This window comes from Alsobacter sp., from assembly GCF_059501845.1.
Genome location: NZ_JCACDK010000020.1, coordinates 120,765 through 132,735 on the forward strand (window position 1 = coordinate 120,765; position 11,971 = coordinate 132,735).

Here is an 11,971-nt window from a genome sequence, read left to right on the forward strand (position 1 = left end):
TCGTGATGGCTCAAAAGGAGTCCTGTCCCATGCTCAAGCGTAACCTCATCATTCTCCTCGGGGCCACCGTAATGGCGATCGGCGCTGCAGGTGGTGCGAACGCCGGAGCGTCGACGGGCACCTGGCAGAACTGCCGCCCCTATTGTGGCGATGGCCAATATGACGGGCGCGACGGACGCTATCAGGGCCGGGACGGCTATGGTGGCCCTGACGGGCGCTATTCCTACCAGAACCGCTACTACCGGCGCGGTCATCGCGACGGTAGGGGAGGTCCCGACGGTCTTTATGGGGGCCGCGACGGTCTGTATCAGGGCCGCGACGGTCTTTATGACGGCCGGCACCAGCCCCGCCGCCGCTACTACTACGAGGCATACTGACCTGACGGGCGGCGCGGCCTAACGCGAAGTCGGGGGGCATGTCCCCTCGGTGACGCCGGCGGCCCGCGCCGCTTGCTCATAGGCGAGGATCTGCCGGTCCGCCCCGCCCACGTCGAAACGCCGCGCGAGATCGGGCGGAAGGGAGCTTGCCACCGCCCGGATAATCCTGGCCCACCCAGTCGTGGTGGCGTGGAAGCCGTCTTCGATGAACTGACAGTCGGTCAGGCCATACCTCCCCGAGTCCATCATGTCGAACGCGAGCGGCAGCGCCGCGAGACGGCTTCTGAGCTCTGCGAGATAGGCATACTTCCGGGTGTCAGCCATGGCGGCTGCCACGCTGGGAGCCACCGGCGGAAGAATGATGACCACCGGCACGTGTTCGGCTTCCAGCCCCCCGAGCATCGCCATGAGGATCGACCATCGATGGGGATCGACGCTGTCCCCGTATTCGAACCGCTTGCGACCTGTTTTCACCCTGTCGAGCGTTTCCGAAAAGTCGTGCGAGACCGGGCCGAGCGGCTGGTCCAGCCAGGTGAAGGCGCCCTGCGCGTCGTAGCCCTGGCCTGAGAGAAGAGCCTTGAGCCCCAGTCCGGTACTGCCGACCGTGAGCGGATTGAGCGTGAGGAAGCGGACGAAGTCTCTTTTCGAGATCGTTTCGGCCGCGAGCCACGAGTAAGGCGCCAGGACTCTCCGAACGCTCCAGTGCGGCAGCCGGTTGGGAGGCGGCGCCGTGCGTGGCAGGTCGTCATAGGCCGCGTTGAACCACCAGAAATCGAGCACGAACACGACGAGCCCGGGGCGGCGAATGCGCAGGATCTCGTCCAGCAAGGCCGTGCCGTAGGATATGTAGGGCATGCTCCTGCCGAGATTCGCGAACGATCCGGCCACGTACTGCCCGGTGATGGGCAGCGGCAGGGATGATCCGATCACGATGGTATCCGCGGGGGCGCGCGCGAAGATGTCCTTCTTGTAGGTGAACTCGTCGATCTCGAAGAAGGGAAGGTAGGGAACGCGGCGATCCGCCTGAATTGTCGCGACCTTTTGGAGCGGCAATGCCTCGCCGACGTTCCACATCACCAGCGCGGCTGGCGCGGACACCAGCAAGGCCAGCATGAGAAGGATCGCGACATCACGGATGAGGGCTCTTCCGCGCCTTTCGAGATCAGGGGTGGGATTGAGCGGCACCAGCATACGCGAGACGGTCTCCAAAACGTCAGAACTGGAAGTAGATGAACTCCGTGGGCTGATCCAATGAGAACAGCCCCGCCAGCAGCAGGATCGAGACGGCAAGAGCCGCGGCCCGCAGGAGCCACGGGCTGGCAAGCATCTTGGACTGGAGTGCCGCCACCCATTGTTGCGAGTTCGGCAGGAGAACGGCGATGGCCAGCGCCGCCGCGATCCACGAGTGTTCCCCTCCGCTCAGGAGAAGACGCCAGCTTCCCGCATCGGCCACGAGCCGGCCTGCCTGCCCCGGCGATGCCATGGCAGACAACAGGGTGGTGGCGGTCGCAAAGTCGGCTGACCTGAAAAGCACCCAGGCTGTCGTCACGGCGAGAAAAGTGAGGAGCCAATAAACCGGCGTGAGCAGCCGGCCCATGCCTGGAGAGATCAGGCCGGCGGCAAGCGCGCGCCACGCGTGGGCGACGCACAGGAACAGCCCGTGAGCGGCTCCCCAGGCGACGAACGTCCACCCCGCACCGTGCCAGAGGCCGCCAAGAAGCATCACGACCATCAGGTTCGTGTATCGGCGGACGGATCCATGCCGGTTTCCGCCGAGCGGAAAGTAGAGGTAGTCGCGAAGGAAGCGGGACAGCGTGATGTGCCAGCGCTGCCAAAAATCGATGATCGACACCGATTTGTAGGGACTGTCGAAGTTGAACGGCATCCGGATGCCGAACATCAGGCCGAGACCGACCGCCATGTCCGAATAGCCGGAGAAGTCGAAGTAGAGCTGGAAGGTGTAGGCGAGCGCCCCCCTCCATGCATCGTTGAACGAGACCGGGCCGCCTATAGCTGCCGAGAACACCGGAGATGCAATCTGGGCGAGGTTGTCGGCGAGGACGACCTTCTTCGCGAGCCCGATGGCGAAGAAGGCAAGCCCGGCGGCGCCGGCCGTCCAGCTCACCTGCCGCGCGAGGTTGCGCAGCTGGGGCACGATTTCGTCATGTCTGAACAACGGCCCGGCGATCAAGTGCGGGAAAAAAGTGACGAAGAGCGCGTAGTCCCGCGGCGAGGACCGCCCGGTGCGCCGCATCGCGAGATCGACCAGGAAGGCGATCTGCGTGAACGTGTAAAACGAGATTCCGAGCGGCAGATCCAGCGGCTCTCCCGTGTAGTGCCCGCCCCAAAGAAGACCCGCGTTCGACAGGATGAAGTTGCGGTACTTGAAATAGGCCAGCAGCAGTAGGTTGGCCGTGATTCCAGCGGCCATCGCGGCCCTGCCGGGCCAGGCGACGATGGCTGCCGCTGCAGCGTAGTTCATGGCGATCGAGACGCCGAGGATCCAGAGGTTGGCCGGGTTCCAGAATCCGTAGAACGCGACGCTTGCCGCGAGCAGAAACCAGAGCGACGCCTTATTGGCCCCCATGCGCCGCATGGCGTGGAAGCCACCCAGCACGATGGGAAGAAAAACGAAGAGGAAAACTTCCGAATTGAAGAGCATCGTGCCGATTGCCAGGCTGCGGCCTCAGGCGAGCCCACGCCGCGTGTGAACGAGTTTCGCACCGTCGCCATCGCCGCCCCGGGAACCACCCGGAGCCGCGGCGAAAGTTTACTGAGTAGTCTGGGAAGGCACCCCGCGGAGCAGTTTCATCATCGCCTCGGCGTACCGCTGACCCAGAGTGAGGTAGGAGGGCGTCGTCAGGTGAACGTCCTGGTCGGCGACCTCCAGATCAGACGCCGATACCCTGGCGACACCGGCAGGAAGGCGCATGTTCCGCTGCATGTCCTGAAACGACGCCCACGCGTCGAGTGAGAGATCCGACTTCGTCGGGCCGAGCACCGTCATGACGACCGGCAGGCCGGGAACATCGAGATCCTTCCTGACATTCGCGACAAAATCGGAAAAGTCCCCGGGCCAGGTGTTCTCGATACCCGGCAGGCCGACATCGGCTTCGCCCTCATACCAGAGCAGCCCGGCGATCCGGCCATATTCGCTCGCCTCGCGCGCGCGGGCGATCATCGAGCCATAAAGGGTGGCGCGGCTCAGGTCGCGCTTCCAGGCCTCGATGCCGACCGATCCGCGGGCGCATGGAACGAGGCCGATCTCGACGCCAGGGTTCAGCGCGGACATGCGGTCCCCGAACGCCATGCCTGGCCCTACCTTCGCGGTGGGATCCAGCGATACGGGGTCCACCTGTCCGACGGGATCGTCCACTGGTTCCCAACCGCGCGTCCACTTCGCCGAATTGCGGTAGACGAAAACCATCCTTGCATTCTGGAAGTCCGGCAGTCCCTCCATGGGACCTCTGCCGGACATGTTCGACTGTCCTGCGAGAATGAAGATGAGACGCTCCCGCATCATGGAGCACGAACTGCTCATCAATGCGAAAAAGCAGATCGCGACAAAGCGAAGAGCGCATCTCATGCATGGGGGTTAATCGAAAGCGGCGCGTCGCTCAACCGGCTCGCAAAGCCTCCGCCAGCGCCGGACCTGTATTTGTTTGGCGGCAGTCCGAGGCATCATCGCCACCCTGCAAACGGGAGGTTAGCCCGGAGATGCGGTGGCGGCGAGCCCGCGAACGTCCGGTCGATCGCGTTTCCATTCCGGGAAACCTGAATTTAAGCCGCTCTCCGGGTTCGAAGGAACCACCCCTTTACGAAGCCGCGAGAAGGCAGGGTCTTTCCCCCCGATCCAAGGCCGCTGGAGACAATTTGACGGATCCGCTTGAGCTTCCGATCAGCCGGCCGATGCTGTCTGTCCGTGCGAAACAGCGGATCAGACCATGGCCAAGCCCGTCTACACCACTGCCCAGATCATTGCCCAGCTCGACAGTGGCTCCCACTGGTCGGGCAGCAGCCTGACATACGGCTTCCTGTCGTCGGCGAGCTGGTTCCCCTATGGCGAGGCCGCCGGGTTCTCCCAGTTCACGGCCTCGCAGAAGGCGGCTGCCACGCTGGCCATCTCGCTGTGGGACGACCTGATCCAGCCGGACTTCTCGCTCGCAACGAACGCACAGACCGCCAACATCAAGTATGCGAGCACGACGACCAACATCTCCTACGCCCACGCCTATTATCCCGGCGGCTGGAGCGGCGCCGGGTCGGTCTGGATGAATTCCGCCTACGGCGCCAACAGCGGGACGAACGACATCGTCACGCCCAAGGTCGGCCAGTGGGGGTTCATGACCTACCTGCACGAGACCGGGCACGCCATCGGCCTCGACCATGCCGGCGACTACAATGGCGGCTCGCCCACCTACGCGACCAACGCAGCCTATTTCCAGGACTCGCAGCAGTTCACCCTGATGAGCTATTTCACCGCGTCCAACACGGGCGCGGACTGGGTGGCCAGCGACGGCCGCACCTACTACGCCCAGACGCCGATGCTCTACGACATCGCTGCCGCACAGGCGATGTACGGAGCCGAGACGACGACGCGGGCCACGGGCACGGTCTACGGGTTCGGCGCGACCGCGGGCATCACCTGGGTCTACGACTTCACGCAAAACCAGCATCCCGTCCTGTGCATCTATGATGCCGGCGGCTACGACACGCTGAACCTGTCGGGGTTCACCTCCGCCTCCGTCATCGATCTGACGCCCGGAAGCTTTTCCGACTGCGACATGATGACGAAGAACATCTCGATCGCCTTCAACACCTGGATCGAGGCGGCGGTCGGCGGGTCGGGCAACGACACGATCACCGGCAACACGCTCGACAACGACCTCAAGGGCGGAGCCGGCAATGACAAGCTGTTCGGCGGCGCAGGCGCCGACCTGCTGACCGGCGGTGCCGGCGACGACACGCTCGACGGCGGCGACGGTATCGATGTCGCGATCTTCCAGGGCCTTCGGGCGTCATACACCATCACCTTCGACACACTCGCCGCGGTGTTCTGGGTGGCCGATCTCGTGCTCGGCCGTGACGGCACGGACACCATTTCAAAGGTCGAGCAGTTCCGGTTCTCCGACGGTCTCTTCGAGGCGGCATCGCTGGTGACGCCCGGGATCGTGGGAACCGCGGGCATCGACACTCTGCTCGGCAGCGCCGGCGCCCAGTCGCTGTTCGGCCTCGCCGGAGATGACACGCTCGACGGCGGCGCTGGCGCAGACCGCATGGAAGGTGGCGTGGGCAACGATACCTATATCGTCGACGATGCCGGCGACGTGGTGGTCGAGGCGCTCAACGCGGGCACGGACACGGTCCGCAGCACCATCGCCTACACGCTCGCGGCCAATGTGGAGAACCTTGTCCTGCTCGGCGCCGATGCGATCAACGGCACGGGTAACGCTCTTGCCAACATCATCACCGGGAACGCCGCAGCAAACATCCTCGATGGCGGTGCCGGGGCGGACCGGCTCATCGGCGGGGCAGGGGACGACACCTACTATGTCGACAACGCCGGTGACGTTGTCGTGGAGACTGCCGGCCAGGGCTACGACACGGTTTACGCCTCGGTCAGCTCCACTCTCGCCGCCAATGTCGAAAAGCTGGTCCTGACCGGCTCGGCCCTCGGCGCCACCGGCAACGCACTCGACAATCATCTCGTCGGCAACCAGTTCGCCAACGTCCTCAACGGGCTCGGCGGCGCCGACCGCATGGAAGGGCTCGCGGGCAACGACACCTATGTGGTCGACAACGCCGGCGACATCGTCGTCGAGAGCGCCGGCGGCGGAACCGATACGGTCCAGGCCGGAATTTCCTACACGCTGACCGCGAACGTCGAGAACCTCACGCTGACCGGGACCAGCGCCATCAACGGCACGGGCAACGAGCTCAACAACAGCATCACCGGCAACGCCGCCGCGAACGTGATCAATGGCGGCCTTGGCGCCGACGTAATGTCCGGTGGCAATGGCAACGACACCTACATCGTCGACAATGCCGGCGACCAGGTGATCGAAACCTCGACCGGCGGCATCGACACTGTCATCTCGTCGATCAACTACACGCTTGCCGCGAACGTCGAGAACCTGACGCTGAGCGGGACCGCCAGCAACGCGACGGGCAACTCGCTCGCCAACAGGATCATCGGCAACGACTCGGCCAACATCATCGACGGCGGCGCTGGCAACGACACGCTGACGGGCGGACTCGGCTCGGACACCTTCGTGTTCAAGAAGCTGTGCGGCCGTGACATCATCACCGACTTCAATGTCTCGGCTGCCGGACACGACGTGCTCGATGTCTCGGCCTGGTACCAGAACGCCGCGACGGCACTGGGCAGTGCGAAACAGGTCGGCGCGGACGTCGTGCTGACGTTCGACCTGTCCAACAGCGTGACACTGAAGAACATCGCCCTCGGCTGGCTCAGCCAGGACATGCTGCACGTGTGAGGCGGTCAGGTGCGAGGCGGTCGCGGCGCGGACAAATGACCCCGCCGCGGCTACTCGAAGCGGTGCCGTCCGGTGTCGTGCCGGGACCATGGATGACGCAACACCGGCCTGTCCCGTGACGGCCTGTCAGTAGAGCTTGTGGACGTAGTCCGACTCGATCGCCGCCTCCGCATCCTCAGCGGAGCACTGGCCTGTCTGCTCGGCGATGATCTTGCCGAGGCTGGGGAAGGCTTTCCGCTCAACCCGGTGCTCGGCGCTCCAGAGCTTGGAGCGTTTCAGGGCCTTGCCGCACTGAAAGAAGACTTCCTCCACGGTCACCAGGATGCCCGCCCGGGGTGCCTTGCCGTTGACCTCGGAGCCCGCCAGGAGAGCCCCGTCCAGGGTCACCGCAGCGGTGCCGTTGACCCGGAGTGTCTCGTCCAGCCCGGGGACGAAGAACAGCATGCCAATTCCAGGGCAGGCGAGCAGGTTCGAATAGCTGTCGACACGGTTGTTGCCGCGGCGATCCGGGATCAGCAGCGTGGTGCTGTCGATGACCTTCACGAACCCCGGCGCGTCACCCCTCGGGCTCGCGTCGAACCGGCCGCGGCCGTCACCTGTCGAGATCACCAGAAGCGGCGAGAGCTGGATGAAGGCGGCGCAGTAGCGATCGATGGCCGGCAGCACCTTCCGCTCGGCCAGCGGACTAATCGTCCCGTAGTGGGCGCGAAGCTCTTCAACCGTGGTGATCGTGCTCATGTGGTCCCCCGGTGAGCAGAGACTAGCACGAGAAAGGGTCTGCGTCGCATCAGGCGTCGTCCGAGAGCCAACCGGACGGCTGGCCTCGAGCGAGGTCGCTGCCGAAAGATGATGCATCCAGGGCGGGTTTGAGCGACCTTGCGAGACATCCTGCGATCCCCTTCGACGGTCCGAGTATCCCCATCAGCCGCGAAATCCCTGGCGCACCCGTCCACGTGTCTTCGGATGTCACCGCAGCCACCATGTTGCCGGGGCGCCGCGGGGTTCCGGAGCTTTGAAGGAAGCGGTTCGCAGTGGCGCCGGGAAGTGAATCGGCTGGGGAAATCTGGCCGGCCGAACAACAAGAAAAGTGGGGAGGGGGACATGGGTTCAGGCACGGTCGTCAACGTCGTCATGCTCGTAGCGGCGGGCGTCCTCTACGGCGCCATCTTTCCCACAAACCGGCTCGCCGCCGAGGCGGGGTGGCCGCCGGTATCCTTCGCCTTCCTGCAGGCGCTTGCCGGCTTCGTCGTGCTGGCGGCTATCGTGCTGGCAACCGGGCGGCGCCTCGTGCCAAGCGTGCGGCACGCGGTGTCCTATCTGATCATAGGAGCGCTCGTCATCGGGCTGCCGATCGGCCTGCTGACCAAGGCCGCCCTGCACGTGCCCGCCTCGATTCTGACGTTGATCCTGGCGCTGTCGCCCGTTTTCACGCTGGCCTTCGCCACGCTGTTGAAGCTGGAGACGTTCCGGCTGCGGACCGTCATCGCCGTCCTGCTGGGCCTTGCCGGTGTCGTCGTCATCGCCTGGCCGGGCGCCCAGTCTGGCAGCACGGGGTCGACCTTCTGGTTCCTGCTCGCTCTGCTGGCGGCGGTGATGTTCGCGGCGTCGAACGTATCGGCCCAGGTGCTGCGGCCACCGGCAACGGATTCGCTGACGATGGCGGCGGGGATTCTCGGCGGCGCCGCCGTGGTCGCCGGTCCGGTGGCCTACTTCGCCGACGGAGCGCTGCTGCCGCCTGAACCGTCGGGCATCGGCTGGCTGGCGCTCGGCGCTGCCGCAGCCATCAACGTCGTCTTCTTCATCCTCTTCTTCGAGATCGTGCGGCGGGCTGGGCCCACCTTCTTCTCCACCTTCAACTACATCGCCATCATCTCCGGCGTTGCGTGGAGCATCCTGATATTCGCGGAGACGCTCTCCCCGGTGTTCTGGATCGCCCTGGTGTTCATGCTCGCCAGCGTCTTCACGGCCGTCGGACGCTCGCCGGGTGGCCAAGCCGCGCAGCCCGCGGGGTGAAGCAGGAGCAGACGCAGACCTGCGGCCTTACGCGAGGATCAGGTCGCTCGCGCGTTCCGCGACGGCGATGGTGGCCGCGTTGACCATGGCCTGGGGGATGGCCGGGATGACCGACGCGTCCACCACCCTCAGCCCCGCGACGCCATTCACCCGCAGCTTGTCGTCCACCACCGCCCCCATGGCACAGGTACCGACCGGGTGGTGAAACGACGTCGTGGCGCGCGAAAGGAACACGCGAACACCTGCCGCACTGGTAACGGCCGGGCCTGGATGAACCTCCTCCGTGCGCCACTCCGAGAAGGCGTTCGATGCGCCGATCTCACGGGCCAGCGCGACGCCGGCCGCAAGCCGGCCTACGTCGGTCGGCTCTGCCAGGAAATTGGGATCGATCACCGCGGGCGCCGTCGGATCGGCCGATGCAAGCCGGATCGAACCGCGGCTTTCCGGCTTCATCAGGCAGGGCACGAGCACATAGGCCGGGGCGGGCAGGGGGCCGACGGTCGGCAGCACGAAGGGCAGGGACAGGCACATGACGAGAATATCGGGGCTCTCGGCGGCATCGTCGTGCGGCACGTAGAGAACCGCATCGGCATGGTTGTAGTGGGACCGCGGCACCGGCTTGCGCGCTGCATAAGCGACACCGGCCAGAAGCGGATGGTCCTGCAGGCTGGCGCCGACATCCGGGAGATCGTGCGCGACGGGAACGCCCACCTCATCCAGGTGCTCCGCGGGCCCGATGCCGGAAATCATCAGCAGCCGCGGCGAATCGACGGCTCCCGCGCACAGCAAAGTGTCGCTGTCCGGCCGGACCACCCGGCCCGGCAATCGTATACCGAGGCATCTCCCCGCCTCGATCTCGAGGCGCAGCACGGTCGCGCCTGTCAGCAGGTCCAGGCCCGGAGCGTCGAGATCGGCCAGATAGGCTGTTGCGGCGTCGTCGCGCCGGTTCCCGCGGATGCTGAGCTGGTTCCAGCCCACGCCAACGGGTATCTCGCCACCGAGATCGGGGGTCATGGCAAAGCCGTGCTCCCGGCAGGCCTCGACGAACGCGCCCGCGACCGGCGTCCGGTCGTCGACGTCCGCCAGCGAAAGGACATGCAGCGGGCCGTCTCCGCCGCGCCACGAATTGCCGCCTCCCGAGAAGGTTTCGGCGCGCCGGAAATAGGGCAGGAGGTCGTCGTAGCGCCAACCGGCAGGCCATCGGTCGTAGGCCGCCCGGTGGCCGCGCTGGTAGGCGAGTGCGTTGATGGCGCTCGACCCGCCCACAACCTTGCCGCGGGGATAGGGGATCACCCGGCCGCCGAGATGGCGCTGCGGCACGGTGGAGTACCGCCAGTCGACCGCGCTGCCCTGCAGCTCAGGCCAGTCCGGCGGATCGAAAATGGCCGGCAGATTTGCCGGTCCCCCGGCTTCGACGAGCAGGACACGGCGGCCTCCCTGAACGAGCCGGTGCGCCAGCACGCAGCCGGCCGAGCCGGCGCCGACGATGACGTGGTCGTAGCGCGGCGCCATCTGCTCCGCCGATGCGAGCACACGGACGCTGCCGCTGGCGAGCGCCCCGCGCACTGCGCCGGACAGAGCCAGGCTCCCGCCCAGCGTGGCGGCAATCGCATGGCGGCGGGTGATGACGGAGTGCTGCGGGGGCCGGCGGGAGCGCATTCCGGGTTGCTTCCGGGAGGGACTGGCCACCGATTGTAGGCGAGCGCCGGCTCCACGCCAGCGCGCAGCGGCTCAGGCCAGCCTCAGCCGTTCCGCCTCCTGCTGGCTGATCACCGTGCGGCCCACCGGCCACAGCGAGAAGCCGGCGAGCTTCACGTGCGCCCAGGCGAAAGGCAGGCCGACGATGGTGATGGCGAGCCCCAGCGCCGTCACCAGATGGCCGATCGCCAGCCACCAGCCGGCAAGGACCAGCCAGATCAGGTTTCCGATCATGCCCAGTGCCCCCGTGCCGGATCCCGGCACGCCGTCGACACGATCACGCGACACCACGGTTTGGCCGAAGGGCAGGAGGGTGTAGGCCGCCATCATCAGCGCGGCGCGTGCCCAGGGCAGGCCGATGATCGTGATGGCCATGATGATCGCCGCCAGCAGCCATCCAGCCGCCATCCAGGCGCCGCCGAAGACGATCCAGAGAATGTTGAGCAGCAGGCTGACCGGGGACATCGCTTTTTCCTCAGCGGCCTCTCCGGCCGCACCCAGAGGATGTGGCCCTTGCAGGCCGGGGTATCAATGCCACCTCAGCCGCCGGCCTGAAGGGTCTTCCACCGCTCGCGCACCATGGCCCTGATCGCCTTCGCCTCTTCGCGCCGGTCGGAAAGCTCGTTCCCGTCCGCGCCGGTGATGGCGTATTCCGGCGGCCCGAGTTCGCACAGGAAGATGGCCGTAGCGTCCGGGCCGGATCGCCGGCTCCACGAGGCGAGCCCCTGTGTCCACCAATCCAGGAAAGTCTGCACCCACTTGGCGTGCTGCGGAAAACCGATGGGCAGCTGCACCTGGTTGCGCGAGGCGACCCGGCCCTGGAAGCTGTCGGACCGCTCGAGGATCCGGGCGACAAGGGCCTGATACTCCGGACGGATCGGGTGCAGCATCTCCCGGTCGACGACGTAGTGCGAGAGGTCGGCGGCCATGCGCATCTCCGGCACGGCGTCGAGGAGCTGGATGGTGGCGAACAGATCGTTGGTGATGCTGTCGCGGTGCGTCTCGAACTGGATGGGCACTCCCTCCTGCCGCGAGATGGCCAGCCATTCCCGGATGACGGGCACCATGCCCGCGACGCTGATCGGCATCACCTGCCCGACGACGACGACGAAGGGAGCTCCGATGTCCTTGGCGAGGTGGAGCGCGGGCCGCAGGTCCTCGATCGAGCGTGGGAACGCCGTGAGCAGGCCAGCCAGCCCGGTGCGCCGGAACTCCGGCACGGTGGCCCGGGCGGCCTCGATCGTCATGGCCCCGAGGTCGACCGCCATGCCCTCGTAGCCGTCCCCGGCGACGAGGTCGAAGCGCTCTTCCACCGGGCGCTCGGCGACGCCGGGCCTGCGCATCTCCGTCGCCCAGAGCGACTGGTAGAAGTGCAGCTGCTGCATA

At 66.1% G+C, this 11,971-nt stretch carries 10 protein-coding genes; 3 read left to right on the plus strand and 7 right to left on the minus strand.

The window, feature by feature from the left end; all coding sequences use genetic code 11:
* Positions 1 to 29: 29 nt before the first annotated feature.
* Positions 30 to 377 carry a hypothetical protein gene (locus tag AC5JCN_RS24970; protein WP_495757850.1) on the plus strand — a complete coding sequence of 116 codons (348 nt, stop codon included), beginning with the start codon at positions 30 to 32 and terminating at the stop codon, positions 375 to 377.
* Between the two features lie 18 nt (positions 378 to 395).
* Here AC5JCN_RS24970 and AC5JCN_RS24975 read toward each other — a convergent pair whose 3' ends face one another.
* From AC5JCN_RS24975 to AC5JCN_RS24985, 3 genes are all read right to left on the minus strand, one after another.
* Positions 396 to 1,490 (minus strand): hypothetical protein, encoded by a 1,095-nt coding sequence (locus AC5JCN_RS24975; RefSeq protein ID WP_495757851.1) that lies wholly within the window; start codon positions 1,488 to 1,490, stop codon positions 396 to 398.
* A gap of 100 nt (positions 1,491 to 1,590) precedes the next feature.
* Positions 1,591 to 3,039, minus strand: coding sequence for an MBOAT family O-acyltransferase (locus AC5JCN_RS24980; RefSeq protein ID WP_495757852.1), 1,449 nt, complete (start codon positions 3,037 to 3,039; stop codon positions 1,591 to 1,593).
* Between the two features lie 108 nt (positions 3,040 to 3,147).
* Positions 3,148 to 3,963, minus strand: a complete 816-nt coding sequence (locus AC5JCN_RS24985) for a sialate O-acetylesterase (protein ID WP_495757853.1) — start codon at positions 3,961 to 3,963, stop codon at positions 3,148 to 3,150.
* Between the two features lie 358 nt (positions 3,964 to 4,321).
* Between AC5JCN_RS24985 and AC5JCN_RS24990 the strand changes: the two genes are divergently transcribed.
* Positions 4,322 to 6,874 (plus strand): M10 family metallopeptidase C-terminal domain-containing protein, encoded by a 2,553-nt coding sequence (locus tag AC5JCN_RS24990; protein WP_495757854.1) that lies wholly within the window; start codon positions 4,322 to 4,324, stop codon positions 6,872 to 6,874.
* A gap of 126 nt (positions 6,875 to 7,000) precedes the next feature.
* On the opposite strand, the gene AC5JCN_RS24995 is transcribed toward AC5JCN_RS24990, so the two are convergent.
* Entirely contained in the window at positions 7,001 to 7,612 is a 612-nt protein-coding gene (locus AC5JCN_RS24995; protein WP_495757855.1) for a pyridoxamine 5'-phosphate oxidase family protein, read from the minus strand.
* 363 nt (positions 7,613 to 7,975) lie between these two features.
* Between AC5JCN_RS24995 and AC5JCN_RS25000 the strand changes: the two genes are divergently transcribed.
* Positions 7,976 to 8,887, plus strand: coding sequence for a DMT family transporter (locus AC5JCN_RS25000; RefSeq protein WP_495757856.1), 912 nt, complete (start codon positions 7,976 to 7,978; stop codon positions 8,885 to 8,887).
* Between the two features lie 27 nt (positions 8,888 to 8,914).
* Here the strand turns inward: AC5JCN_RS25000 and AC5JCN_RS25005 are convergent, their stop codons facing one another.
* The 3 genes from AC5JCN_RS25005 to AC5JCN_RS25015 all read right to left on the minus strand — a co-directional run bounded on the left by AC5JCN_RS25005 (position 8,915) and on the right by AC5JCN_RS25015 (position 11,970).
* Positions 8,915 to 10,546 (minus strand): GMC family oxidoreductase, encoded by a 1,632-nt coding sequence (locus tag AC5JCN_RS25005; RefSeq protein WP_495757857.1) that lies wholly within the window; start codon positions 10,544 to 10,546, stop codon positions 8,915 to 8,917.
* 72 nt (positions 10,547 to 10,618) lie between these two features.
* The gene (locus AC5JCN_RS25010) at positions 10,619 to 11,050 is read right to left on the minus strand and encodes a YccF domain-containing protein (RefSeq protein ID WP_495757858.1); all 432 of its coding nucleotides are present in this window, start codon (positions 11,048 to 11,050) and stop codon (positions 10,619 to 10,621) included.
* Positions 11,051 to 11,124: 74 nt separating this feature from the next.
* The gene (locus AC5JCN_RS25015; RefSeq protein WP_495757859.1) at positions 11,125 to 11,970 is read right to left on the minus strand and encodes a sugar phosphate isomerase/epimerase family protein; all 846 of its coding nucleotides are present in this window, start codon (positions 11,968 to 11,970) and stop codon (positions 11,125 to 11,127) included.
* Position 11,971: the final 1 nt, after the last annotated feature.

Excerpts from the sequence above, each read along its gene's own strand:
- AC5JCN_RS24985 (WP_495757853.1), bottom strand. The coding sequence starts at position 3,963 with ATGAGATGCGCTCTTCGCTTTGTCGCGATCTGCTTTTTCGCATTGATG.
- AC5JCN_RS24980 (WP_495757852.1), bottom strand. The coding sequence starts at position 3,039 with ATGCTCTTCAATTCGGAAGTTTTCCTCTTCGTTTTTCTTCCCATCGTG.
- AC5JCN_RS24975 (WP_495757851.1), bottom strand. The coding sequence starts at position 1,490 with ATGCTGGCCTTGCTGGTGTCCGCGCCAGCCGCGCTGGTGATGTGGAAC.
- AC5JCN_RS24995 (WP_495757855.1), bottom strand. The coding sequence starts at position 7,612 with ATGAGCACGATCACCACGGTTGAAGAGCTTCGCGCCCACTACGGGACG.
- AC5JCN_RS25000 (WP_495757856.1), top strand. The coding sequence starts at position 7,976 with ATGGGTTCAGGCACGGTCGTCAACGTCGTCATGCTCGTAGCGGCGGGC.
- AC5JCN_RS24990 (WP_495757854.1), top strand. The coding sequence starts at position 4,322 with ATGGCCAAGCCCGTCTACACCACTGCCCAGATCATTGCCCAGCTCGAC.
- AC5JCN_RS25010 (WP_495757858.1), bottom strand. The coding sequence starts at position 11,050 with ATGTCCCCGGTCAGCCTGCTGCTCAACATTCTCTGGATCGTCTTCGGC.
- AC5JCN_RS25005 (WP_495757857.1), bottom strand. The coding sequence starts at position 10,546 with ATGCGCTCCCGCCGGCCCCCGCAGCACTCCGTCATCACCCGCCGCCAT.
- AC5JCN_RS24970 (WP_495757850.1), top strand. The coding sequence starts at position 30 with ATGCTCAAGCGTAACCTCATCATTCTCCTCGGGGCCACCGTAATGGCG.
- AC5JCN_RS25015 (WP_495757859.1), bottom strand. The coding sequence starts at position 11,970 with ATGCAGCAGCTGCACTTCTACCAGTCGCTCTGGGCGACGGAGATGCGC.